Source organism: Fictibacillus aquaticus (assembly GCF_002245695.1).
Lineage (GTDB): Bacteria > Bacillota > Bacilli > Bacillales > Fictibacillaceae > Fictibacillus > Fictibacillus aquaticus.
Map to the genome: position 1 here is coordinate 65265 of NZ_NOII01000011.1, position 24471 is coordinate 89735.

The 24471-nt window shown below is 43.3% G+C and carries 33 protein-coding genes; 13 read left to right on the plus strand and 20 right to left on the minus strand.

All coding sequences use genetic code 11. From position 1 onward, the window contains the following. Positions 1-37: 37 nt before the first annotated feature. Positions 38-826: a hypothetical protein gene (locus CGZ90_RS15885; protein ID WP_094253504.1), complete on the minus strand. Its 789-nt coding sequence runs from the start codon at positions 824-826 to the stop codon at positions 38-40. A gap of 154 nt (positions 827-980) precedes the next feature. Between CGZ90_RS15885 and CGZ90_RS15890 the strand changes: the two genes are divergently transcribed. Together CGZ90_RS15890 and CGZ90_RS15895 are read left to right on the plus strand one after the other, a co-directional pair. Then, positions 981-1289 (plus strand): Mpo1-like protein, encoded by a 309-nt coding sequence (locus tag CGZ90_RS15890; protein WP_094253505.1) that lies wholly within the window; start codon positions 981-983, stop codon positions 1287-1289. An 83-nt stretch (positions 1290-1372) separates the two neighbouring features. Beyond that, positions 1373-2104, plus strand: a complete 732-nt coding sequence (locus CGZ90_RS15895; protein ID WP_094253506.1) for a Bax inhibitor-1/YccA family protein — start codon at positions 1373-1375, stop codon at positions 2102-2104. Positions 2105-2150: 46 nt separating this feature from the next. On the opposite strand, the gene CGZ90_RS15900 is transcribed toward CGZ90_RS15895, so the two are convergent. Beyond that, a complete protein-coding gene (locus CGZ90_RS15900; protein WP_094253507.1) occupies positions 2151-2804 on the minus strand; it encodes a hypothetical protein in 654 nt (217 codons plus the stop codon). A gap of 72 nt (positions 2805-2876) precedes the next feature. Next, positions 2877-3038 (minus strand): hypothetical protein, encoded by a 162-nt coding sequence (locus CGZ90_RS20820; protein ID WP_165766884.1) that lies wholly within the window; start codon positions 3036-3038, stop codon positions 2877-2879. A gap of 177 nt (positions 3039-3215) precedes the next feature. Between CGZ90_RS20820 and CGZ90_RS15910 the strand changes: the two genes are divergently transcribed. Continuing rightward, the gene (locus CGZ90_RS15910) at positions 3216-3392 is read left to right on the plus strand and encodes a hypothetical protein (protein ID WP_240515452.1); all 177 of its coding nucleotides are present in this window, start codon (positions 3216-3218) and stop codon (positions 3390-3392) included. A gap of 93 nt (positions 3393-3485) precedes the next feature. Here the strand turns inward: CGZ90_RS15910 and CGZ90_RS15915 are convergent, their stop codons facing one another. From CGZ90_RS15915 to CGZ90_RS15940, 6 genes are read right to left on the minus strand one after another with little or no spacing between them, the layout of a single operon-like run. Next, positions 3486-3929, minus strand: a complete 444-nt coding sequence (locus tag CGZ90_RS15915) for an Hsp20/alpha crystallin family protein (RefSeq protein ID WP_094253510.1) — start codon at positions 3927-3929, stop codon at positions 3486-3488. 18 nt (positions 3930-3947) lie between these two features. Beyond that, on the minus strand, positions 3948-4142 hold the full coding sequence (locus CGZ90_RS15920; RefSeq protein ID WP_094253511.1) for a spore germination protein GerPB: 195 nt from the start codon (positions 4140-4142) through the stop codon (positions 3948-3950). Beyond that, positions 4139-4534: a spore germination protein GerPE gene (locus CGZ90_RS15925; protein WP_165766885.1), complete on the minus strand. Its 396-nt coding sequence runs from the start codon at positions 4532-4534 to the stop codon at positions 4139-4141. The genes CGZ90_RS15920 and CGZ90_RS15925 overlap by 4 nt, the downstream gene beginning before the upstream one ends. A 7-nt stretch (positions 4535-4541) precedes the next feature. Next, a complete protein-coding gene (locus CGZ90_RS15930) occupies positions 4542-4724 on the minus strand; it encodes a spore gernimation protein GerPD (RefSeq protein ID WP_094253513.1) in 183 nt (60 codons plus the stop codon). Further along, positions 4699-5334 carry a spore germination protein GerPC gene (gene gerPC, locus CGZ90_RS15935; protein ID WP_094253514.1) on the minus strand — a complete coding sequence of 212 codons (636 nt, stop codon included), beginning with the start codon at positions 5332-5334 and terminating at the stop codon, positions 4699-4701. Before gerPC ends, CGZ90_RS15930 begins: the two co-directional genes overlap by 26 nt. Positions 5335-5380: 46 nt before the next feature. Next, positions 5381-5602 carry a spore germination protein gene (locus CGZ90_RS15940; protein WP_094253515.1) on the minus strand — a complete coding sequence of 74 codons (222 nt, stop codon included), beginning with the start codon at positions 5600-5602 and terminating at the stop codon, positions 5381-5383. Positions 5603-6054: 452 nt separating this feature from the next. Here CGZ90_RS15940 and CGZ90_RS15945 point away from each other — a divergent pair, with 452 nt between their 5' ends. Genes CGZ90_RS15945 through CGZ90_RS15955 form a run of 3 tightly spaced genes read left to right on the plus strand, consistent with a single transcriptional unit; the run spans position 6055 to position 7137 of the window. Beyond that, on the plus strand, positions 6055-6273 hold the full coding sequence (locus CGZ90_RS15945; RefSeq protein ID WP_094253516.1) for a spore germination protein: 219 nt from the start codon (positions 6055-6057) through the stop codon (positions 6271-6273). Positions 6274-6300: 27 nt separating this feature from the next. Continuing rightward, positions 6301-6738, plus strand: a complete 438-nt coding sequence (locus tag CGZ90_RS15950; RefSeq protein ID WP_094253517.1) for an Hsp20/alpha crystallin family protein — start codon at positions 6301-6303, stop codon at positions 6736-6738. A 60-nt stretch (positions 6739-6798) separates the two neighbouring features. After that, a complete protein-coding gene (locus tag CGZ90_RS15955) occupies positions 6799-7137 on the plus strand; it encodes a DsrE family protein (RefSeq protein ID WP_094253518.1) in 339 nt (112 codons plus the stop codon). A gap of 66 nt (positions 7138-7203) precedes the next feature. On the opposite strand, the gene CGZ90_RS15960 is transcribed toward CGZ90_RS15955, so the two are convergent. The 7 genes from CGZ90_RS15960 to CGZ90_RS15990 form a co-directional block, all read right to left on the minus strand. Beyond that, the gene (locus CGZ90_RS15960; RefSeq protein WP_338032257.1) at positions 7204-7593 is read right to left on the minus strand and encodes a CBS domain-containing protein; all 390 of its coding nucleotides are present in this window, start codon (positions 7591-7593) and stop codon (positions 7204-7206) included. A 97-nt stretch (positions 7594-7690) separates the two neighbouring features. Beyond that, positions 7691-8497: an AAC(3) family N-acetyltransferase gene (locus CGZ90_RS15965; protein ID WP_094253520.1), complete on the minus strand. Its 807-nt coding sequence runs from the start codon at positions 8495-8497 to the stop codon at positions 7691-7693. 96 nt (positions 8498-8593) lie between these two features. After that, complete coding sequence (gene nhaC / locus CGZ90_RS15970; RefSeq protein ID WP_094253521.1) at positions 8594-9991, minus strand: Na+/H+ antiporter NhaC; 1398 nt, start codon at positions 9989-9991, stop codon at positions 8594-8596. Positions 9992-10253: 262 nt separating this feature from the next. Next, entirely contained in the window at positions 10254-10970 is a 717-nt protein-coding gene (gene treR / locus CGZ90_RS15975) for a trehalose operon repressor (RefSeq protein WP_094253522.1), read from the minus strand. Between the two features lie 27 nt (positions 10971-10997). After that, complete coding sequence (gene treC, locus CGZ90_RS15980; protein ID WP_094253523.1) at positions 10998-12683, minus strand: alpha,alpha-phosphotrehalase; 1686 nt, start codon at positions 12681-12683, stop codon at positions 10998-11000. A 19-nt stretch (positions 12684-12702) separates the two neighbouring features. Beyond that, a complete protein-coding gene (gene treP, locus CGZ90_RS15985) occupies positions 12703-14118 on the minus strand; it encodes a PTS system trehalose-specific EIIBC component (RefSeq protein ID WP_094253524.1) in 1416 nt (471 codons plus the stop codon). A 329-nt stretch (positions 14119-14447) separates the two neighbouring features. Continuing rightward, positions 14448-14813: a DnaJ family domain-containing protein gene (locus CGZ90_RS15990; RefSeq protein ID WP_094253525.1), complete on the minus strand. Its 366-nt coding sequence runs from the start codon at positions 14811-14813 to the stop codon at positions 14448-14450. A 120-nt stretch (positions 14814-14933) separates the two neighbouring features. On the opposite strand from CGZ90_RS15990, the gene pdxK reads away from it, so the two are divergent. The 6 genes from pdxK to CGZ90_RS16020 all read left to right on the plus strand — a co-directional run bounded on the left by pdxK (position 14934) and on the right by CGZ90_RS16020 (position 20057). Continuing rightward, positions 14934-15740 (plus strand): pyridoxine/pyridoxal/pyridoxamine kinase, encoded by an 807-nt coding sequence (pdxK, locus tag CGZ90_RS15995; protein ID WP_094253526.1) that lies wholly within the window; start codon positions 14934-14936, stop codon positions 15738-15740. A 180-nt stretch (positions 15741-15920) separates the two neighbouring features. Then, positions 15921-16268: a YojF family protein gene (locus CGZ90_RS16000; protein WP_094253527.1), complete on the plus strand. Its 348-nt coding sequence runs from the start codon at positions 15921-15923 to the stop codon at positions 16266-16268. Positions 16269-16281: 13 nt separating this feature from the next. Beyond that, the gene (bshB2, locus tag CGZ90_RS16005; protein ID WP_094253528.1) at positions 16282-16926 is read left to right on the plus strand and encodes a bacillithiol biosynthesis deacetylase BshB2; all 645 of its coding nucleotides are present in this window, start codon (positions 16282-16284) and stop codon (positions 16924-16926) included. Positions 16927-17044: 118 nt separating this feature from the next. Continuing rightward, positions 17045-18619 (plus strand): phosphodiester glycosidase family protein, encoded by a 1575-nt coding sequence (locus CGZ90_RS16010; RefSeq protein WP_094253529.1) that lies wholly within the window; start codon positions 17045-17047, stop codon positions 18617-18619. Positions 18620-18637: 18 nt separating this feature from the next. Further along, positions 18638-19576, plus strand: a complete 939-nt coding sequence (locus CGZ90_RS16015) for a DUF6454 family protein (RefSeq protein ID WP_240515453.1) — start codon at positions 18638-18640, stop codon at positions 19574-19576. Positions 19577-19778: 202 nt separating this feature from the next. Beyond that, positions 19779-20057: a spore morphogenesis/germination protein YwcE gene (locus tag CGZ90_RS16020; RefSeq protein WP_094253531.1), complete on the plus strand. Its 279-nt coding sequence runs from the start codon at positions 19779-19781 to the stop codon at positions 20055-20057. Positions 20058-20075: 18 nt separating this feature from the next. Here CGZ90_RS16020 and CGZ90_RS16025 read toward each other — a convergent pair whose 3' ends face one another. After that, positions 20076-20480, minus strand: coding sequence for a VOC family protein (locus CGZ90_RS16025; protein WP_094253532.1), 405 nt, complete (start codon positions 20478-20480; stop codon positions 20076-20078). Between the two features lie 123 nt (positions 20481-20603). Here CGZ90_RS16025 and CGZ90_RS16030 point away from each other — a divergent pair, with 123 nt between their 5' ends. Continuing rightward, positions 20604-21422 (plus strand): PP2C family serine/threonine-protein phosphatase, encoded by an 819-nt coding sequence (locus CGZ90_RS16030; RefSeq protein ID WP_094253533.1) that lies wholly within the window; start codon positions 20604-20606, stop codon positions 21420-21422. An 87-nt stretch (positions 21423-21509) separates the two neighbouring features. Here CGZ90_RS16030 and qoxD read toward each other — a convergent pair whose 3' ends face one another. The 3 genes from qoxD to qoxB are packed head-to-tail and all read right to left on the minus strand — an operon-like array spanning position 21510 to position 24469. Further along, positions 21510-21902, minus strand: a complete 393-nt coding sequence (qoxD, locus tag CGZ90_RS16035; protein ID WP_094253534.1) for a cytochrome aa3 quinol oxidase subunit IV — start codon at positions 21900-21902, stop codon at positions 21510-21512. Beyond that, positions 21895-22515 carry a cytochrome aa3 quinol oxidase subunit III gene (qoxC, locus tag CGZ90_RS16040; protein WP_094253535.1) on the minus strand — a complete coding sequence of 207 codons (621 nt, stop codon included), beginning with the start codon at positions 22513-22515 and terminating at the stop codon, positions 21895-21897. The genes qoxD and qoxC overlap by 8 nt, the downstream gene beginning before the upstream one ends. Positions 22516-22528: 13 nt before the next feature. Beyond that, positions 22529-24469, minus strand: a complete 1941-nt coding sequence (gene qoxB / locus CGZ90_RS16045) for a cytochrome aa3 quinol oxidase subunit I (RefSeq protein WP_094253536.1) — start codon at positions 24467-24469, stop codon at positions 22529-22531. Positions 24470-24471 lie beyond the last annotated feature (2 nt).

Genomic DNA, 24471 nt, shown 5'->3' on the forward strand with positions numbered 1-24471 from the left:
TTTATTTCGCTCCTTAATTTTTCATTTTTTTTGACGTTCAAATTGAAAAATCAAGGGCGTTTTTTGGCGGCTCAGACGGCGGGGCATTCACCCATTGGTTCCTGAGCAAATCCAGCCTTGTAAAAAAGCACGGCTGCACAGCTTTTTCTTCTGCTGCAGATCCGCAGTAAATTAAGCCTTTTGAAAAATTGGAAGATTTCCCTCCGCCTTCTTTTTCCTTGGAAGCAGACTTAAGACTTTGTACAGCTTGCAGTAAAACACCTTCCTCTTGAGGGATATATGGATCATCCGCTGGAAGAGGCCTCTGTTTTTGCTGCTCTGGCTTAAATAAATCCTGCCGTTTATGGAGATTTTTCACCTTGGCTTTTGATGCAGTCTGCACTTTTAAAGGCAGATGCGGCGCAGTCTGTTTTTCTGGTAACATTACCGGTTTAGCCGGACTTTTAGGCTTTGCAGCTTTTATAGCCGTTACTGGTTTTATCACTGAATTCTTTTGAATTGCAGCTCTTTTTTGAACAGGAACCTGTTGAACCTTTCCATGAGCGTTTGAAGCTGGCGGCAAGGATTTTTTCACTTGCTGTTTCTGACTATTTTTCAGCTGGCTCTGACCTCTGTTAACAGATGCTTTTTGCACGGTCTGAGGCTGCTGCCCTTGTGGGCGAGCGTGAGCCGCTCCCTTATTAACAGCGTTTTCATTTTTTTCTTTAGAAAAATTCTTCGCATGCTGTGAAGATATAGTCTTGCCTTTTTCCGCAAACACTTCTGAAGGAAGGAACAGGATGGCACCTGCAATTAAGCCTTGAAATACAAGACTTGAAAATCGCATAATTTCACCTCCTTCCATTTCCTAAACATAATAATACAGGTAAAATATGAAATTTTTGTCGGTATAGGTAAAAAACAGTCAAAGAGGCCTAGTTTGAACAAAAGGAATAGGACTGCTTATGGCGAATGAAAGAGGAAAAAGGAGGATTTGACTAATGAGCGCTCAAAAATCTTTTATTGAAAAATATAAAGAGGACCACCAGCATCCTATTAATAAAGCAACCCATGCTGTCGGCATCCCAATGATTATCGTATCGCTTCCGCTTTTTTTCTTTAATTGGAAGATTGCGCTGGCTTTATTTATTGGGGGGTGGATCTTGCAGTTTATCGGTCACATGTTTGAAGGGAAGAAGCCGTCTTTCTTATCTAATCCAGTCTATTTGCTTGTGGCTCCAGTATGGTATGCCAAAAACATCCTGACAGGAAAAGCCTTTAAAAAAGAAAACAAAGATCGGCCGTTTTAATTTTACGAAACTATTTGCTTTATGTGCCGTATATATTACTATCGAAATAATAACTTTATTATCTCAGGAGGAATGGAAGAACAATGAGAAGTGCAAATCCTTCTTTAAAATCATCAACATTTTCAAAGCACAGGGGGCTTGGCGGCGATTCTGCAATGACGCTGGCAGGTACGGTAAACAAAGCATTTATTATGCTTATGATCCTGCTAGGAACAGCCTTTTACACATGGGGTCAGTACTTTGCTGGGAAGCCTGTTGCCCACTTATTGATAATCGGGCTTATCGGCGGCTTAATCACTGCACTTATTGTCATTTTCGTCCCGAAAACAGCACCAGTTCTGGCACCAGTTTACGCTGCGCTTGAAGGTTTAGCGGTCGGCGGAATATCTGCTCAATTTGAATCACAGTACAGCGGCATCACTCTTCAAGCAGCAATGCTGACGTTTGGAACATTGCTTGCTTTATTGATCGCTTACAAATTCCGCATCATCCGCGTCACACATAATTTCAGACTGATGGTTTTCGGGGCAACAATGGGTATTTTACTTGTATACCTTGTCAACTTTATCATGAGCTTTTTCGGAGCATCCGTTCCTTATCTTCATGACTCTGGACCTATTGGTATCGGAATTAGCTTGTTCATCGTCGGTATCGCAGCACTGAACCTTGTTCTCGATTTTGATTTTATTGAACACGGTGCAGAGCAGAGAGTGCCTAAGTATATGGAGTGGTACGGAGCATTCGGCTTGATGGTAACACTTGTATGGCTGTACTTCGAAATCTTGAACCTTCTGGCTAAACTTAAGGACCGCTAATAAAAGCAGAGCCGCACTCAAATGTGAGTGCGGCTCTTTTTTGATTTTATAAAATTTCATTCCATCTCGTTACAACATACATAGCAAGCAGGATGACTGCAGCCAGTCCTCCCCACTCTTTTGCTTTGGATCCTGTAAGAATGGTAGTTTGCCCTATGTAAAGAAGCATCCATGCCAAGAAAAGCAGCAATGGCATCAGAAGTTCTATATGATAGCCTTCAAAAATAAGCAGTCCGTAAAAATAAAAGACGCAGTATGGAACAATTATAATAGCGGCAGTAAAGTAAACTGCATGAAGTACGTATTTGCCAACAAATCTTGATTTGTTCCGGTTATCGAGATCGGTCAATGCTGCGAATAGCGAGCTTATACCGAAAAATGTGCCAGTAAAATAAAAAGCCTTCCAGATAAACAGCATGGTGTTGTCTAATTGAATATAGCCGTTATGCCAGAACACTCTGCTGATTAATAGGATCAGCAAAACAATAAGCAATACGAACGCCATTGAATTAAGACGGAAGCTTCCTCTCCGATTTAAGAACCATATTACAGAACCAGCAGCCAAAAATAACACTGCCAGCATAGGCCTTCCTAGTATCATTGCTGTTCCATAGCCAGCCAGCAGCACACTGAACATATTGATCAGATAGGTTCTGAAATGCGGTATTTCACTGTGAATAGAATCATTATCCTTGTTCATGATGCACCTTCCTGTTTAGCGCTTCGTTTGAATAGAATATCGGCCAAAAAGAAGGAAAGTCAAGCACTCTTATTATTTTTTAAACCTGGCATATGATTGCACAGAATCTCTGATGAGCCACAAGTGGATAAGCTCCAATTTGCGCTTGTACTGCTTTGCCGCGAGTTCCCCCCGCCAATGGCGTTTTCGTATTAATTCGATATACTTTTCAATCACTTCATAATAATTGATCATATGGCACACACCCCCAGCTAGTATCACGGAATCTATTCCCCTGCCTGGCTGGTTGTAAACCTGCATTGTGTATTCATGTGCATGGGGTACGGTACCGAAGCTTAAATCCGGTACCGTACCCCACAATAGAATTTCCCTTATTGGACATCCTTCTTACTAAAGGAGGCATGAATGATCATGGCAAACAATGATAAGAAATACGAAGGAAAAGAAGATCTTTACTTGGACATTGACCGGATGATCAATGAAGGAATGGCCGGTGGCACAGTTGCTGATGCAGAAGACCTTAAGCAGATAGGGCCTGACACTAATATCACGCAGCAGGAAGAACCCCCTATTAAGCAAGGCGAGTAAAAAAGAAGGTGTCCTGTCAGCAATGAACATGGACACCTTCTTATAATCATTAATCTTGAGCTCACTCATAAAAACCTGTCCATAGCTCTTTCATCAATCACCAAACCGCTTCCAGTCGATGCGCGTCTGCTGGTAGCTGTCCTTCAGCTTCATGAGCCGGATATACAAGAACCCTTTTAAATAAAATGCACTAACCTGTTCTTTTCGGACAGGGCACGGAAGGTACAGCTCTCTTTCAAATTCACCGCCCCAAAATTCTTCAATCACCGGCTTAAAAACACCGTTTTTAATCGTTACATTACCTGAAATTTTCAGAGTTTGATGCTCCGCCGATATGGTGACATCCGTATCTTTTTCGATTCCAGGCATGGCCGCCACACATAATAGTTCGTGATGTGATTCGTAGATATTCATGGCTATGCTTCCAGCTGAGCCTTCTTTTGTCCGTTCCTGAACATTTTGCGGATGAAAAAAAGACTTTCCGAGATATTGATCAGCTATTTTCTTCCATTCCAGCATATCTTTCCATTGATCCATGGCGGTCCATCACCTCTCTTACGTTGCAGGAGCGAGCGGAACTAATGTTGGCGGAATGATCGGCGGCGCTTTTTCTAAGAATCCTCCCGAGTTATAGAGATTGGAAACTGGCGTTATCATCCCTGCACTGCCTACTTGCAGGACAGAAGAGTTTGAGATTCCTTCTACCTTTAACTGGTGGATGACAATATTCTGGCTCACAAAGAGATTCATACGTTCCTCCTCTCTGTCCACCCTGGAGGGCGAGCGATAAAATTCCGGATTTGCAATGCACGTGATTCCAGTCTCACGTTACCCGTATTGCCGATATGAAAGACCGCCGAATTCGCAAAACCGACCGAAGTTATTTTGCCTACTGTTATGAACGGATGCTCGTTAAACGTTCTTTTCTTAACAGGTGAAGGAAAGTCTGCGATCGGGATCGTTACTTTAAACGCGTCGTAATCAACAAACTGAAGGTTATACGAACCAAACCGGGCATTCTGCCTCTGAAGCGCAATGGCATAAGACAGGCAATTTATCTCCCCGCTGTCACCTGCTTCAAATACTCCTGCGCTGTCAAAGACATCAACGACGACAGATTGAACGACAGACGTTCTTTTCATAACGCAGCTATTCTTCCCTAGTAAGCGGAACGAGATCTGGTCCGATAACAAGAGATTCAGGCGGAGTATCATAAATGCTTCCCATCCTGATTATGTCTGCGTCTCCAACAATAAAGAGAGAAGAAAGTGTCACTCTTCCTACGTCAATACTGCCGACATTCAGTTCAATGTTGGTTACCTGAAAATTCATTGCCTCCCCCACCGCCTTCCACGATGCTCTTTTTCAAATGTTCCATGAACGCTGTGATGGATTTCATAACATCTTCTTTCGTTTTCTGCACGATCATCTGCTTGCCTTCCTCATCCTGCGGGTTATATTTGCTGCGATAATGTTCGAGCCGTTCTGGGATTTGACGCTGGATATCTTCTACCATAAACAGCCTGTATGAGTCTTCAAGCGGGAATTGCATCTCTGCTTCAAGCTTTTTAACTTCAACGATGATTTCTTCTTTGAAAAAGTCTTCTAAGCCGCCTCTTACATCACTGAAAAACGGATCAGATGTCATCCATTCCGTACTTCCGGTAGAAATCGTGTTTTTTCCGGCTGTAAACTGTTCAACTAGCTCCTTTGAATCATCAGAAGAAGGAGTGATTCCTATATTAAGCGTGCCATCCAGCCGTTCAATTTTAAGCTGATCAAATTTATATTCAATATTTTGCGGCGGTTTGGACTTTAATTCTTCCACTTGTTTCGTCAGCTCTTTCACCTGCTCTTCTAGAACCAGCAGCCTTTCTTTTTGAGTGCTGACCAATTCCTGAATCTGCTGCATATAACTGTATACATTAAACTGATCGTTCATAAACACACCCCTCTGTCTGAAATATATGCCTGATTTGAGGGGATTATTAATTATTCGCTACGACGTTTTGATCGTTGTTATCTGCATCATACGTGTAGGTCATACTATAGCCGTTCTGAACATTAATGTGATCGCCCGTGTTAAAGGAACCTGCTCCAGCATACGTTTTGGCATAGCTTACTGGACACATGGACTGTACGTCCCCAACATTCAAAACCGAACTGTTGCCAATAGATGTGATAGAAATTGATCCAACAATGGCCGGCATGGGCATCACCCGCTTCTTCATATTTCTGTCATCATGCTATGCAAAGAGCCCAAGAAATGTTCTTTTACTATTTTTCGTAAATAATATGCCTCTTCAAGAAAGCTATGAAGGGGTTGATCTCCGTTTCACGCGCACGCTTTCCGCGGGGCGTCCGGTGAGCCCCTTTGCCGCTACGCGACCTAAAGGGTCTCACCTGACCGCTCGTCCCGCTGGAGTCGGCGCCTTACACTCCAATCAACTTTATCAAGGATGAATTCAAGATGATTGAGCAAATAACATGAATGGACCAACCGATGCAATTGAAACTAAAATTGGAACATTTCTCATGGAATATGCAATGAAGCTCACACTTCATTGAAAACTCCGCCTTTCATTTAGAAAAAGGCTTAAATAAGTAACACATGGGCGCGTCCGTGAATATCGTGTAAAAAAGGCTGGAGAGGAGCGGATATATGCCATCACTCATCGTTGCCCCCATTAATATAAATGCAGCAAATGGACAGGTGAATTTCGGCGACAGCTTCATTATTAATCCGAAAAGCACAAGTAAATCGTACAATGGAGCTGGCGGAGCCAATACGGGGAATTTTGTACAGACGGTCACTGTCATCAGCGGAACAAACACGATTGACACAGATGCTCTTGATTCCAATGTCGCTGCTAACGCGTAAATACTTTATTTTCAGGAGGTAGATTGAATGCTCTCTTTTAATGACCGCTCTCTGTCGAGCTGGCTGAAGTCTTTCGAAGACCTCGTTGATAAAGGGTTCGTCCAATACAAGCAGATCATGGAGAACCTGTCGTTTTTAGTAGAAACAGATGAAACGCCTGACAAATACATCATTAATGCCCATCTGCATGATTACAGTATGAAAGATATTCAGCTTGAAGTCTTTGATCAAGCAGTAAGGATTGTAGCACAGCGGAACGAGAGCACCCAAATTGAAAACTCTCTGAATAAAGCGAGGCAATTTAACGGCCAGGTAAAAAGAATTGAACGGGTCATACCGCTTCCGTTCCGGATTCGGCAGGAAGATTTGCGTGCAACGTTTGGTGACGGAGTATTGAAGATCTCTATTCCGAAAAAAGCACTGCCGAATTACATCGATATTGAAACTGAAGAGGAAAAATCATAAACCTTCATCCATGGATGGAGGTTTTTTTCATGATATACTTGATAGAAAAAGAGGTGCTGTATGAACAATAAAGTAGTACTCGTAACATCAGACACGTTCGGCAAAGGTGAACAAGAACTCGGGGAAACTGTTATGGAAACCTTCTTCACTGTATTAAAACAGCAGCCTGAACTCCCTGCAGCCGTCTTTTTTATGAACAAAGGTGTATACTGTCTTACGAATCAGTCGCTTACCTCTCTCCATGCGAAAGAGCTTCAGGAAAAAGGGGTTAAGGTGTACGCGTGCAAAACATGCGTCGATCACTATGGCGTCGAAAATGATCTGACCGCAGGCGAGATATCAAGCATGGCACACTTTGTTGAACTGGCGGCCAAACATGAAGTAATGACAATAAGCTGATAATGAAAAGAGGATCACGCCAGAGTAATTATCTGGCGTGATCCTCTTTTTTGTGAAGTCGTTCGGTTATGATTTAGAAATCTCAGTAAGCGCATCTCCCGCTTTGTTGTTATCAATATCTTTTACAGCTAAGTCACCTAAGGAAACGATGCCAGCAACTCTACCATTTTCCATGATAGGAAGACGGCGAACTTGATGTTCTGACATAAGTCTCTTCGCATCCTCGACTGTCATGTCAATTTCTCCTGTAACGGGGTTTCTCGTCATTACATCACTTGCTGTACAGTTGATTGTACCATCTGCTACGCTTTGAATGACAATATCACGGTCTGAAACGATACCAACTAATTCACCATTTTCTACGACAGGTATTGATCCAACTTCCATGGTTCTCATTAGACTCGCTACTTCCTGAATAGGAGTTGATGGCTCGCAAGTTTCAATGCTTCCTGTCATTAACTTTTTTAATTTCACATTACCGCCTCCTTTAGAGTTTTACGGTAATGGTGTTCCTTTTCTGTGTTATCCATAAACATTCACCAGCATATCGCTGTCAATTTCGCTTTTTGTTCAGCCAGTTTTCAGTAAAATCCACTAGTTCTCTTTGGCTCATAAGATGAGAGTCCGCCGAACCAATTTTCCCTCTTAACACCTTGTGCTCTTGTTCAAATGCAGCTCCAATTTCCGGGAACAGCTCTTCCTGATAAACTCCACGTATGTATGTTTTCCAAACTCTAACCCCATTTTCCATAACTGGACTTCCTGAACTCTCTGTTTCTAAGCCAAGTGCACGGTGCTCCGCCAAATGCATGGATGTGTTGCTGTCATAACCTGCACCCAGCAGAAGAACAGATCCGTTCAATGCATAAATTTTAGCAAGCGGCGATTCTTCCCCTAATCCGTTGTCATAAGGATGCTCGTTTACAATATAGTCTCTATTTTTTCCCCATGCAGCAAATGAAAGAGTCGGATGACCGCTCCGTTTCACATCTGGATAGCTGCGGAACATATCCACAATCTTTCCCATAAACCATGTAGGCGTAGTTCGTGGATCGTAAGCCGGCATCTCATTCTTGATGGTCTCCCACCAGCTTTCAGGCACAGGAGGGTTCTGCCAATGTGACGGATCTGATAAATCCCCGCTCTGTGCCGGCATAACAATGGTACCCTCTTCTGTAACAGCCTCCATTAACGCTTCCACAACAGCTGCTGCTCCCCCGACCGTCCATCCTATTGACTTCAAACTGGAGTGCACGATAATGGTCATTCCCTTTTTCACACCGAGTTCTTTTAAATCCTGCAAAATCGATGTCTTTGTCCGTGGGAAGTCTGTTGATTGAATTAAACTTGTCATGCGTATCCAAGCCCCCTTATCGCTATTATTATACTAGATAAGAGAGATTCCACTTCCATTATTTGAAAAGAAAAAGCCCCTCGATATGAGGAGCTTTTTACATTAAGCAGCAGTTTGTTTAGATTTCTCTGCATTTCTTTTCATTCCCAAGCCGATTCCGCTAAAGCCAAAGAATAGCGCAAACAGCGGTGAAAGCCAAAGCATGAATGCAAATGGCAAGTAATCCAGCACAGGAACATTTAGAGTTGCAGCAATAAATGCACCGCTCACACTCCAAGGCACGAGTGGATTAACAAGTGTGCCTGCGTCCTCAAGGGTACGGGATAGATTCTTTAAAGGCACTCCTGCTTTTTCGTATTGCGGCTTGAATGCTTGACCTGGCAGCATGATTGAAAGGTACATCTCTCCTGCCAGAAGGTTTATCCCTACAGAAGATGCGACTGTCGCTGCAATTAAGTTTCCTGCTTTATGAAGCTTATCTTGAATGGCACTTAGCAAAAGTTCAAAAATGCCAAGCACTTGAATCAGACCGCCAAGTGAAAGTGCGATCATAATGAGTGAGATCGACCACATCATCGGAATCAGACCGCCTTTGTTGACAATGCTGTCTACCGCACTGTTTCCAGTCTGCATTTGCAGGCCGTTTTGCATGACGGACGCGACTTTAGCAAGCGTAAGGTCAGGTACGAGAACAAATGCTGTAATGATTGATAATGCGACACCCGCCAGCAAAGTAGGTACGATCGGAAGACGGCGGAATGCCAATACCATGACCGCGATTGGCGAAAGCAGCGTTAACGGATGTACAGGAAAATTACTGCTCAGGGTTTGGCGAATCTTTTCGAGCTCTGCTGCGTTTCCTGCCGCGTTCTCATGGCCGATAAAAAAGAAAATGACTGCTGTAATGGCCAATGACGGGACAGTTGTCCACAGCATGTGCCGGATATGCGTAAACATGTTTACCCCTGCAATACCTGGTGAAAGATTCGTTGAATCGGATAATGGAGACATTTTATCCCCAAAGAAAGCTCCGCATACGATTGCTCCGGCTGCGATACCAGGGTGAACGTCCATTACCTGCCCGATTCCCATCAGCGCCACGCCGACTGTTCCAATCGTCGTAAACGAGCTTCCAGTAAAGGTTGATACTAAAATTGTAATAAATAGAGCACTTAAAGCGAACCATTCAGGCTGAATATAATCCATTCCATAATACAGCAAGGTTGGGACAGTGCCGCTCATCATCCAGCTGGCAATAACAAAACCGATAACCAGCAGAATCAGTACAGGCTGCAGTCCGCTCGTGATGCCTTGAATGAGCCCTTTCTCAATCGTTTTCCAGTCAGCGCCACAGATAATGCCATATGCTCCGAGCACGATAACACAAACCATAAGCGGCACATGTGGCTCAACCTTTAATAACACAAGGCTTGAAAACATGATGCCAAATAATAAAAACAACACGGCAATCAACCCAGGTGCTGAAATCTTGCTGTTCATAAAAATCTCTCCTTCTTCTTGCTGTTAAATGGAATAGGCACATTCGCCCACTTACTTAAACGCTTTTATGCGTTGAAGCGAGTTGGTACAGTTACCTATAATAACTAAGAAGGCTGATTCTGTCAACATCATAGGTCTTAAGGGTTAGCTTGTTTGTGGGGTACGGTACCATTGGTCAATGGTACCGTACCCCGCGAATCCATCAAGAAAGCCCCAGCAGAGATAATAGCTGCTAGGGCCGTGTTGGAAGTTCTATTTTGTTTCAGCTTCTTCGCCGCGCAAAGTCGACAAACCTGAATTTATCCAGTCTGTGCCTGGATTCAGTGTATTGAAAGAGGCTGGCGTCTTCAAGATATACCGTGTTCTTAACTACAACAATATGAGTGAATCCATCTAGGTCAAGAACGGATTTATCTTCTTCTGTGGCCTCTTCAACGACAATTTCTTTTTTAGCAAATGATATCGGAAGTCCAAGATCATTTTCCAAGTATTCATAAATAGAACCTTCGCATATTTCCTTTGTCAGTGATGGGACGAAAGAACGCATAAAGAAGTCCTTGTCTAGAATCACTTTTTCGCCCTCAATCTCCCTTACTCGTAAAACTTTCCATACTTCATCGCTGCATTTTGCATGAAGGCTTTGCTGAAGCCGTTCATCTGGTTTGACGACCTGTATTTCATGTACGATCGTTCTCGTTTCTTTGCCCATGCTTTTCGCAAGCTCCTGAAAGCTTACGAGTCCTGATACAGGAAAACTTAACTTGCTTACATCCAGAACAACAGAGCCTTTTCCTCTGATTTTCTGAATATATCCGTTTTCCGCAAGCATCTGCAATGCTTTGCGAATGGTCTCTCTTGATGTTTCGTGTTTTTGCGCAAGTTCATTTTCTGAAGGAAGCTTGGACAAAGGAGCTATTTCTCCTGTATTAATCATATCTGCCCATTCATGGTAAACCGCAATAAACTTGTTTGTTTTCATATGATATCACCTGCTAAAATTGTAGCACTACTTTTTAAGGTGATAAATAATCGATTCATATGGTCGAAGCTTTATGCGATTTGAAAGAGCAGGTGAATCATTGTAATTCGATAACAAAATTTCAGAAGCAAAGTGCTCTAATTGAACACTGTCAGTCAAAACAGCTTCTGCTTCCTGACTGTAAAAGTTATTGACGACGAGCAGCTTTTCGTTATTTCCATTTCTGAGATACGCAAAGATTCTAGAATCATCTTCAAGCAGAAGTTCATAATTCCCTTCTGTAACGATATCCAGCTCTTTTCGTAGCTTGATGAGATCCTGATAATGATAGAATACAGAGCTTTGATCTTTGACAGCAAGATTTGCATTGATCTCTTTGTAATTGTCAGCTACAGGAATCCAAGGAGTTCCCGAAGTAAAGCCTGCGTTTTCAGATGCGTCCCATTGGACTGGAGTGCGCGAATTATCACGCGATTTGTGCTTCAAAATCTCTAGGATCTCAGCATCATCTTTTCCTTCAGCTTTAAGAATCTCGAACATATTGAGCGACTCTACGTCCCTGTACTGACTGATATCGTTGAAGCCGGGATTTGTCATTCCGAACTCTTCACCTTGATAAATATATGGTGTGCCCTGCATCATATGGATACACGTAGCGAGCATTTTTGCAGACTGAACTCTATACTCGCCGTCATCTCCATACCGGGAAACAATTCTTGGCTGGTCATGGTTGCACCAGAACAGAGCGTTCCAGCCGCCGCCTTCATTCATGCGGACCTGCCATTCAGATAAGATCTGTTTTAATTTAAGGAAATCAAAGTCGGCTACGCTCCACTTTTCACCGTTCGGATAATCTACTTTCAAATGGTGGAAATTAAACGTCATGCTTAGCTCGCCGCGTTCTGGATTGCTGTACTTGATGCAATGATCAATCGATGTTGAGGACATCTCTCCTACCGTCATCACATCATATTTTGAAAAGACGTTCTTGTACATCTCCTGCATGAATTCATGAACTCTCGGGCCGTCCGTATAAAACTTGCGTCCGTCACCGGGAGGGACTGAACCGTCATCATTCGGGAATGCCTGGTTCTTAGAAATCAAGTTGATGACATCAAGGCGAAAGCCATCAACTCCTTTCTCAAACCAAAAAGTCATCATATCGTAGACTTCTTTACGCAGCTTTTCATTCTCCCAATTTAAATCAGCTTGCGTGACATCAAACAAATGAAGGTAATATTCACCTGTTTTCTCGTCGAGCTGCCAAGCTGGCCCTCCAAATTTTGATATCCAGTTTGTCGGCTCTTTACCGTCCTGCCCTGGCTCTTTCCAAATGTAATAATCTCGGTAAGGACTGTCCTTTGATTCCTTTGCACGCTGAAACCATTCATGCTCTGTTGAAGTATGGTTCACTACAATATCCATGATGATTTTCAGTCCTCTTTTATGAGCTTCAGAAAGCAGCCTTTCAAAGTCCTCCATCGTCCCGTATTCCTCATGAATAGCGTAATAATCGCTGATATCATAGCCGTTGTCCTTCTGCGGCGACGAGTAAACAGGAGTAAGCCATACTACATCAGTTCCGAGTGACTTTATATAATCGAGCTTTTCAGTAATCCCGTTAAGGTCACCTTCACCGCTGCCTGTCGTATCACGAAAGCTTTTCGGATAAATCTGATAGACCGCAGCTTTTTTCCACCAAGGTTCTTTCACTATTCCTGCACCCTCTCGTTTATTGTTTTCGAAGCTTTACCTTCGCATAAAGGAAAGTAAGCACAAATGGTACGATTAGAGAAATCGCCATTCCAATAAAGAATGCACCCCAGAATTCAGGAATGATAGACAAGAATCCTGGCAGTCCGCCAACACCGATAGAAGATGCTTTTACACCTTGAATCGTGATGGTGATTCCAGCAATCGCAGATCCAATACACGCGAAAATAAATGGATATTTAAAGCGCAGGTTAACACCGAACATAGCTGGCTCAGTTATGCCAAGATATGCCGAAATTGCAGATGTTAAAGACAAGCCTCTAAGCTTTTCATCTCTTGCCGCAAACATCATAGCCAGCGCAGCTGATCCTTGCGCAATATTTGAAAGTGCGAGCATCGGCCATAGGAAGGTTCCCCCTGCATTTGTAACAAGCTGCAGGTCAACCGCCAAGAATGTGTGGTGCATTCCAGTGACAACAAGAAGTGCATAAAAACCGCCGTAGATCAGTCCGCCGAGCCATGCAAAATGGTCAAAAATTGACACGAATCCATCCGTGATCGCATTTCCGATAGCGAATGTTACCGGTCCGATCAGGATAAAAGATAAGAAGCCAGTAACGAGCAGCGTAATCGGCGCTACTAAAAGCAGCTTGAATGCATCAGGTATCCTCTTATCGAGGAACAGTTCAATCTTTGCCAAAATATAAGAAGCGAAAAGAACAGGCAGTACTTGGCCTTGGTAACCGACTTTCGCGACATCAAATCCAAAGAGATTCCAATACGGGATTTTACCCGCTTCAAGCGCTTTTCCGTATTCCCATGCATTTAAAAGACTAGGGTGTACGAGCATCAAACCGAGCACGATACCGAGCAGCGGAGATCCGCCAAACTTTTTAACTGCCGACCATCCAATAAGCGCCGGCAAGAAGGTAAATGCGGTGTTTGCGATTACATTTATGATGTCCGCAAAGTCCTTCCAGCCTGTATTCACATCTACAAAAGATTTTTCATCATAAAAAATGCCAGGACCCGTCAGGATGTTGTTGATACCCATAAGCAAACCAGCGGTTACAATGGCAGGCAAAATAGGAATAAAAATATCTGCCAGCGTCTTAATAGCCCGCTGCAGCGGATTCAGTTTCTTTTCCGCTTCATCCTTTATATCCTGTTTGCTCGCCCTGCCCATGCCAGTAATGTCAACGAGTTCGTTATAGACCTTATCAACAGTTCCTTGTCCGATAACAACCTGATATTGACCGTTTGCCGAAAATGATCCTTTTACAAGATCAATATTTTCAAGCGCGCTGCTGTCAACTTTGCTTTCATCTTTTAAAGCAAAGCGCAGTCTTGTTACACAGTGCGTTGCAGCCGAGATATTTTCCTTTCCGCCGACTGCCTGCACGATTTGTTCTGCTGTTTCACGAATGTTGCTCATTTCATTACCTCCCGCAAGCGTTTTCATTTTATCTAAAAGATTAACCTGAAATAGAACGTCTTAGATATTCATTCCCAATTGCTGAAAATTGAACACCTGTAAACTTGTATATACATGTTTCTCCTACATACTAACTTGTATATACAGGTTAGTCAACCTGGTAAAGGCGTCCAATTTATCTGCAATATATAGCAAGCAGACGGCAATAAAAAAAGCCTTTCCCGTAGTAAAGGGAAAAGCTTTCCTGCATTTTATAGTGAAAAAACATTCTTTTTGATTTAATTCCGCAAATGATGTCGCTGAATTTTCGAATTGAGTCTTTTGTCCTATCAAAATTTCCGATTTATTTGCGCTCCATAGCTTGACCACACCGACTGGCTCAGCTTTCTTCGTTCCATCAGTTCCTGAAAACGCAATGTTTTTTCATTCAGCTGCTTTTTCAGTCTTTCCTGTTCGTCCATCGCCGTACAGCAATGTATAAGATCTTCAATCCTTAAAACTTCCTTTTTCAGCTGAACTTCTTCAGGTACCATGCCGGCATTTTTTAAAACCTTATAAGATGCCCTCAGGTCGGAGGGAATTGATGACTCGTCTTCCAATTTTAGCGGCTTTCCTTTTCCAGGAAGGTCTTCAAAAACTCCTTCACGCTGTGCTTCTTTAATTCTCTGTTCCGCCATATGAAAGAATAAATCCATATCTCTCACCCTCTCCGTACTCTCTTTTACCCTCACAATTCTACTCTTACTCTTTTTTCTCCTGTTTTTGTTATAATCGGAATATCAAACTAAATTTCAATAGGTAAAGGAGCATATATTATGTCAAAATACAAAGCATTGACTATTGCCGGATCCGATACTAGCGGCGGCGCAGGTATTCAAGCAGACTTAAAAACCTTCCAGGAACTCGGCGTGTACGGTATGACTGCTCTTAACGTTGTAGTTGCACAAGATCCTCACAGAGACTGGTTCCATGAAGTGTTCCTTCTCCCGGTTGATCTATTCAAGGCACAGCTTGAAACAACGATTTCTGGCATCGGTGCTGATGCGCTTAAAACGGGAATGCTTGCATCAGTTGAAGTCATTCAGGCAGCCGCCGACATGATTGAAAAACATAACCTTAAAAATGTCGTCATCGACCCGGTTATGGTATGCAAGGGAGCTGAACCGCTTCACCCAGAACTAGCCGAAACTCTTCAAAACGTTCTTGTACCGAAAGCTACGGTCGTGACACCTAACTTGTTCGAGGCTGCACAGCTAGCTGGGATGGAGCCGATCACAACCATAGAACAAATGAAGGAAGCAGCACAAAAAATCCAGCAGAACGGCGCTCAATTTGTTGTTATTACTGCCGGCGGCAAATTTGAGCACGAGAAAGCTGTCGACCTTCTTTATGATGGCGAAACGTTTGAGCTTCTTGAAGGTGAACGTATTGATACGAAATATACTCATGGAGCAGGATGCACGTTTTCTGCGGCCATCGCTGCTGAACTGGCGAAGGGTGCACACCCAAGAGATGCTATCTACACAGCCAAAGAATTTGTTACGGCAGCCATTAAAGAGTCCTTCCCGCTTAACGAATATGTGGGGCCAACATGGCACGGTGCTTACCGAAACAGCCGCTGACCATATTAGTAACTTGAAAGAGCCTTTCCATAAGGCTCTTTTGCTTTTTTATCCGTGTATACCGAGCGGCTTTCACCTATATTTAACTCTCTAAATAAGATAAGTAAAGCAGATTGGTATAGGTTCTGAAGGCTTTTCCATTATAATAAGCGTTAAGAAGATTTCAGGGAGTGTGACTTCATGCAGCCGATACTAATTGAGCATGTGCAGCCGGTAATTGAACAATTTTTCGGAGAAGACGTTTATCTCCACCTTGAAACAACCAATGGCGCTTATGCTAATCATAATAACGAAAAGGTACTTACCGTTAACGCCTACATACGAAACGGTAAGGTAAACTTTGACTCTGGCAAAATAACAGGACCGGGACCTTACCGGGTCGGCTTGAAGATAGAACTTGGCTGGATCTATGCTGAAGGATTGACACACTGGGAACTCGACAGCAGCGGCCGCCTCTTGCTTGCTGGCCATGATGCCGAGGGCAAGCTGGCCGTAGCACTTCAGATCAGCCGTAATCCGTTTGAATAAGGAGGCACCACACGTGAATGAGCACATATTAGTTGTTTTCCCTCATCCAGATGACGAAGCATTTGGCGTAGCCGGGACCATCGCCCAGCTGACGAACCGCGGAGTGCCTGTCACCTATATTTGTTTAACATTAGGCGAGATGGGGCGAAATATGGGAATTCCCCCTTTTACAACCCGTGAATCGCTGCCTGAGATCAGAAAATCTGAGCTTGATCAGGCTTGCAAAGCAGTAGGAATTACCGATTTACGGCGCTTTGGATACCGCGATAAAACCGTTGAATTCGAAGACCGTGATATTCTCGCAGCTCGTATTTTAGAAGTAGTGGAAGAATTGAAGCCGTCACGCATTATTACTTTCTATCCGGGTTACAGCGTGCATCCGGATCATGAGGCAACTGCAGAAGCGGTCGTTCATGCACTTAGTCTGCTTCCTGAAAACAGCCGTCCAGAGCTTCATTGCGTAGCTTTTGCCCGCAACACTGAAGAAGGCATCGGAAAACCTGACATTGTAAATGACGTGTCTGACGTGTTTGACAGGAAAATGGACTGCATCAAAGCGCATAAATCACAGACAGACTGGCTTATCAAAGCGATAGAACAAGACCCTGCTATGTATGAGTGGGCGAAAAAGGAACGCTTTTGGGTTTATAAGTTTTAATCGGCAACGCACACAATATGTGTGCGTTTTATTATTTACAAACTCTTTTCATTGAATTAATTGAAAGTAAACAATCCTCCTGTAGGGTGTTAGATAACACACCTAGAGGAGGCATAACGTGAATTTCACTTTAAATAAATCCATCATAGCGGTTACAGCCGTCATGACACTATTGGGTTCTGCTCCAATAATCCCGCAGTCCATTTCTTCAACTGCTTCAGCAAATGAAAACTCAGCTTCTCCATTCTCAAAGCCAATGATGTTAAACAGCAGCGAGCTGCAGCCTGGTCTGAAACATAAAGAAGTCGTATATGGAAAGCCAGATGATTCTGCTGGATACTTGATTAACATAGACTTTTCCCCTAAAAAAGCAGACGCTGAAAAACTGCAAAACGGTTTAGAGCAAAAAGGATATAAAACAGTCATTATAACAATCAGAGAGCGCCCTCAAGATGATAACGCTGCAGGAGCGCTCGGATACATGGTGAGAACTGACACATTTGAGACCGAGCAGGAAGCTGCTGATCAACAGAAAAAATTGAACGAAGATGGGTATGCTGACGCCCGTGCCATTCATTCATCTGAAACTGGGGATCCTGTGTCCGGTCCATGGAAAGCCCATGTACTTGAGATTGATCCAAAAGTATTCAATGGCAAAGTAACGCCTTCACTTGCTACCAAAGTTATTCCGGGCAAGGAAAAACTGACAGAAATGAGCGCGCGAAGCCAAGCTCTGGCAGCCGTAAATGGCGGCTACTTCGTCATGGGTCCAGCTGATGGAACAGAAGGCGATCTTGCCGGAATCTCTATGATAAACGGAAGGTTGGAAAGTGAGGCTGTTAACGGAAGAAGCAGCTTTATCCTTAATAAAAACAATAAAGCTAGCATTGAATCTCTTGAAACGAAACAAAGTATTCGCTCGGCTAACGGCTCAACAAAAAGCGTGGATGGAATCAACCGGACTCCTGGCCTCATTCGAGGCTGCGGAGGTATAGATGATACTGAAACGACTGCACCTAAGCATGATTTCACTTGTACAGACAATAGCGAGCTGATTAAGTTCACTTCTGCGTACGGAGATACAACGCCAACTGGTGAAGGTGCAGAAGCTGTTATCGACTCTAAGGGACAAGTAATAAATGTATATAACAGCAGAGGCAACAAAATCCCGCCCGATGCTATTGTTATAGCTGGTACTGGAGATTCGGCTGAATGGATTAAGAAAAACCTTGTTACCGGATCTAAAGTGAAGACAAAGGAAAACGTTACAAAAGAAAAGACCCCCCTGGAGATTACACGTGATACGTCTATTATTAATGGCGGACCACGTTTACTGGATGAAGGAGCAGTTCGTATTCCTGCTAAAGCAGAAGGATTTCACCATGATGATAATCCAGAATTCTTTTATCAATTTGGTGTTCGCCGCCACCCGCGCACAATGGCAGGGATCAAGCCGGATGGAACCCTTCTTTTCGTAACGATCGACGGCAGAAAACCTGGACATAGCATTGGCGCTAATTTCCGAGAAGCTGCAGAAATCATGAAATCACTCGGCGCTGTAGATGCTGTGAACCTTGACGGCGGCGGCTCCACAACCATGACCGTTAACCAGAAACTAATCAATTCACCATCTGACAAGACCGGAGAACGTCCGATCGGTGATGCGATATTAATGCTCCCTGCTAAAAAGTAAAAGCCAATAGGAGGTAAAATGATGAAAAGAATAATTCTGGCAGCTGCTGCTGCATTAACGATTGGTTCTGCTGCAACTGCGGCTTTTGCAAATAGCAATACATCTTCTTCTGATAGCCTTGCAGACTCTTTTCAGCAGCTTTCACGTGAAAACGTCTGGGAACAAAAAGAAAAGCTGAACCTGCAATTTAACACGTTCCACCCTCAAGGGATGACAAAAATCGGTGACTTGTATTACATGTCTTCAGTAGAAGTTACCGAAAAGCCTGTAAAATACGGGGAACTTAAAGACGGGTACGACCGATCACCTGGAAAAGGAATCGGCCACTTGTTTGTCTTTGATAATGAAGGAAAATTGAAAAAAGACATCAAACTTGGCGAAGGCCAAATGTATCACCCAGGCGGTATTGCTTTTGACGGTAAATCAATATGGGTATCAGTTGCAGAATATCGTCCAAACAGCGAGTCAATCATCTATAAAGTCGACCCCGAAACGATGAAGTCAAATGAAGTCTTCCGCACTGACGATCATATTGGAGGCATCGTACATGACGATAAAAGTGGTAAGCTAAAAGCTGTAAGCTGGGGATCACGCACATTTTATGAGTTTAATGAAACCGGAAAAATTCAAAAAAAATCTAAAAACAGCAGCCATTTCATTGATTATCAGGACTGTGAAGATGCTGGCAACGATAAATTAATCTGCAGCGGTGTAACAGAACTGCCGCAGCCGGCTCCATCTCCGGGAAAATATGAGCTCGGCGGACTGGCTTTGCTGGACAGCAAAACTATGGATGTCGAGCATGAGCTTCCAATTTCCTTATTTTCTCCACAAGGTCACTCTGTAACAAGAAACCCTGTTTTCCTTGAACAGGAAGATGAGAGAATAAAGCTTTATACCATCCCAGATGACGACCAATCATCTTTGCTCGTCTATGATACATCCTTAAATAAATAGCGAGCTCTTCAAACCACTTTGATACATTACTCAAAGTGGTTTTTCTTTTTCAATTATCTTTAAAAGATTTGTCCTATTTTTACAAATCGATGTGTCAATATAAAATTCTTGTGGTATACTACTTGTAACAGAATGTTCACAAATACGACGATTTTTCGTCAAATTTGTAAGCGGTAACAACACTGGAAGGGGTTGACTCATCATGGACGTTTTTGTACTGTATCTTTTCATCGCTACAGCCACGCCACTATTTCTTTGGACAGAAAGCAAAAAAATGGCTCTCATGCAGATACCATTTATCGCTGTTATTTGGCTTTATATGATTCTGCACTTGGCTAAAGTTGACATGAGCCCGTTGATGCACACGCTGTTTATCAGCATATTTGTTGCTAACGTCATCTTTGCACACATCGCTGCAATCATGATTTACGCGCCTTATTTTAAAAAGAAGAAACTTGAGAAGAAAACAATTGTTGAATAAATAAAACTCCCTGGGCGATCAGGGAGTTTTTGTTATAACGGGCGGTGCGGCGATTTCTACTTTTATCCGGTCAGGGTCCTCAAAGAAAACAGCGTAATAGTCTTCACCAGCAGCAAAAGGATGACGGTCCTGATAAAGAATGGAAACTGACTGTTCCTCAAGCTTTGCCGTTAGAAGATCGACCTGCTCCCTGCTGTCTGCATGAAAGGCTAAATGGTTCAAGCCCACTCGGCATCGATGATACGGTACGTCCATGAACCGTTCCTCCGTCTGTACGAAAACGATATAAAAATGATCCTTTCTGTAACTAAATCCGTTGTTCCACTCCTGATAAACCTGATAGCCGAGTTCGTGTAACAGCCAGCCCCAGAAACTCCGGGATTCTTCTAAACGGGATACATATAATTCAATATGGTGAAGCATATTACTCCCCTCTTCCGGTTTATTTTTCCTTCTTTTATTATGACATATCCATCGTAAATCCTCTTCCACAATGAAACAAGTTAAGCTATACTTGTAAAAAAATTCAAAATACGGGGTGAATCGATGGAACTATTAAGAACCTCCTTCAGCTGGGTTGGCAGTGATGATATGCTGCTCGATACACCGGCTGTGACGAAGGCTGGCTGCATTACGATTGGCAGGTATGGCGGGCACTCTTCTGCAGGTGCTAAAAAGAACGAAGACGGCTGCCTAGTATGGTGCAACAAAGAATATAATTGGGAGTTTGCTGTTGTATTGGATGCTCACAATACCGCACAAAGTGCTGAACTGGTAGTCGATGCTTTAGAAAGCTGCCGGGAATCCATACATGTACTTCTAAACAAGCCAGCTTCATTCTGTCTGCCTCGGCTTGAAGAAAAAATACTGTCTATTTTTCAGTCTGATTCATTCAAGAGAAAATGTTCAGAAATCAAAGGCGAAACAGCCTGCTTGATCGCGGTACGCAAAGATAATTATTTATGGTGGTTTTCAGTCGGAGACAACCTGTTGTTTTTGTTTGCCAACGAGCTGCGTTCTTTTGGCCAGCAGCAGCTGAATCAACGAAACTTTTATGAATGGATCGGCCAGGTAAATACGTTCGATTTAGATGTTCCGTGTTATTCAACAGGACGCAGAGAGCTGCGGCATGGAAACAACTATATCATTCTCGCTACCGATGGACTTATAGAATGTCCAAACGAGCCATTCGCGGATCCTCAGACGATTTACCAGCGCTTTGAGGACCACGACCCTATATATGCTGTGCAATCACTACTAGACGATGTACACTATAACAAAGGAACAGACAGCACGACTGTGCTTGCTTGGAGTGTAAGTAATTCAAATAAAGCCGTGATGCCGAGCAATATGCCCTCTTTTTAGAGTTATGTTTTTTGCACAAAAAGAAAATAATGACATAAAAAAAGCCTCCTGCTATTTTGTAGCAAGAGGCTTTTCGCATTATATTCATTAGTGACTTTCGTGCTCACCATGATTTTCTTGGTTCTCGGTCTTCGGCTCGTCATGCTTATCATGCTTAGCGTGGCCTGCTGTCATTACCCATACAGACCCAATGACGATAACGATGGCAACGAAAGCTGCAAACAATATATTACCGATCTGCACGCGGCTCGTAAGATTACTCTTAGTCGAGTTCTCCGTCACGTGCATGAACATCAGCAGCTGCAGAGCAGCTTGCAAGAACGCAAAACCGAAAATGATGATTAAAATCCACGTCAATGATAAATCAGTACCCAGTGCGACCCATAGTGCAAACAAAGTAAGCACGATGGAGAGCACGAAACCGATTAAATGCTTCCACGGGAAGCCGTGGTGTTCATTAACTGCCGTTTTATTAGCCATGATGCATCACCATCCCCATCAGATAAACAGCTGTGAAGATAAAGATCCACACTACGTCTAAGAAGTGCCAGTATAGACTGGTGATAAAAACTTTTGCAGAAGTGGCTGGCGTAAGACCGCGCTTTGCCACTTGGATCAAGACCATCGTTACCCAGAAGATACCAAACGTTACGTGGGCACCGTGAGTTCCAACAAGAACAAAGAATCCTGACCAGGCTGCACTCGTACCGATGTTTGCACCTTCATGAATGAAGTGCAAGAACTCCTGAATCTCGAAGTACAGGAATCCCAGACCAAGACCAAGCGTTATGGCCATCCATGTGATCAGCCCTTTAACGTTCTGACGGCGCATCTCATGTACCGCAAGTCCGCAAGTGAAACTACTCGTTAGAAGCAAGAAGGTTTGAATCAGCAAACTCTTTACTTCAAACAGTTCACCAAGTGCAGGTCCATCTGCGATACGATGTGTTAATACCATATAAGTCGCAAATAATGTTGCAAAAAGCGCTATTTCTGCCCCTAGGAAAATCCAGAAACCGAGAATGTTTAGACGCCCAATCTCCGAACGATACTCTAAAGGCGTGTTGGGGTCGTGTGTTTCTGTATGTGCCATTTTTCACGCCTCCTTATTTTGAAATCTTTTCTGTTTCGATTACTTCTTCAACACTTACATAATATCCATCGTCGTACTCGAATGAACGGTAGATCAATGTTCCAAATACACCGATCATTCCGGCGATGCCCATCCACATCCAATCGAATACCATTCCGAATCCGGCTACAAAGAAGAATGAAGCCATGATGAACGGAACACCAGAGTTGCTAGGCATATGAATCTTCTTAATATCTTCGGCTTTTAATTTCTCAACTTTTCCAGCCTGCTTTTGTTTCCAGAAGTGGTCAAGACCTGTTACCTCTGGAATTTTTGCAAAGTTATAGAATGGAGGCATCGGTGATGGAGTAGACCATTCAAGTGTACGTCCATTCCAAGCATCTCCAGTCGTTTCACGCTTCGCAAAGCGGAAGCTGTAATAAATGTTGTAAACAAGAATGACGAATGCGATACCCATCATGAATCCGCCGATTGTAGAAACCATGTTCAATGGACCCCAGCCAGATTCTTCACTGTACGTGTAGACACGTCTTGGCATACCGTCTAGACCAAGGAAGTACTGCGGCATGAAACATACGTTAAATCCAATCGTGAAGATCCAGAAAACCCATTTACCGATACGTTCGTTCAGCTTGTAGCCAAACATCTTTGGATACCAGAAAATCAAGCCGGCAAAACATGCAAACACTGTACCCGCGATCAACACATAGTGGAAGTGAGATACCAGGAAGTATGTGTTGTGGTACTGATAGTCTGCAGCTGCCATAGCAAGCATGACACCTGTAACACCGCCGACAACAAAGTTCACGATAAAGCCTAGTGACCAAAGCATTGGGGTTGTAAATTCTATCCTTCCCCTATACATCGTGAAGAGCCAGTTAAATATCTTAACCCCTGTCGGAATACCGATCGCCATCGTTGTGATAGAGAATACGGAGTTAACGACTGCTCCTGAACCCATCGTAAAGAAGTGGTGGACCCAAACCAAGAAGCTGTATCCTGCAATAAGAAGCATAGACCAGATCATGGCTTTATAACCAAACAATGTTTTCTTAGAGAACGTAGAGATGATCTCAGAGAACATACCGAATGCCGGAAGAATAACGATATATACCTCTGGGTGGCCCCATAACCAGAAGAGGTTTGCCCAAAGCATATCCATTCCTTCTCCTTGCAGTGTGAAGAAATGACTTCCAAATAAACGGTCAAATGTCATAAGTACTAGTGCAACTGTAAGGATCGGGAAAGCGAAAATAATGATAACCATTGTTACTAGTGATGACCATGTAAACATCGGCATACGGAACAATGTCATTCCAGGTGCACGCATCTTAAGGATTGTAACTAAGAAGTTAATACCGGTTAAGAGCGTACCAATCCCCGCTATCTGCAGACCGAGCAAGTAGTAGTTCTGGCCAGGCCCAGGACTCAGTTCATTACTCGCAAGCGGCATGTAACTCGTCCAGCCCGCCGATGGCGAACCGCCGATTACGAATGAGATGTTGAATAACATCGCACCGATAAAGAACGTCCAGAAACTGACTGCATTTAAATAAGGATAAGCTACGTCACGTGCTCCGATTTGTAATGGAACAACTACGTTTATCAAACCAATCAAGAACGGCATTGCCATGAAGATGATCATGATCGTACCGTGAGTTGTAAAAATTTCGTTATAGTGCTGTGAATCGAGGAAATTCGCCTCTGGAACTGCGAGCTGTGCCCTCATTAAGAGTGCATCTACCCCGCCGCGGAACATCATCAGCACAGCGGAAACGATATACATGATACCAAGCTTTTTATGATCTACAGTTGTGAGCCATTCGTCCCACAGCCATTTCCATTTTTTAAATTTTGTAAGATAAAACAGGATACCCACCATCGTCAATACAATGGATACGTCTGCACCATAGATTAACGGGTCACCTGTTACGAAAAATTCATCCCATTTCATAT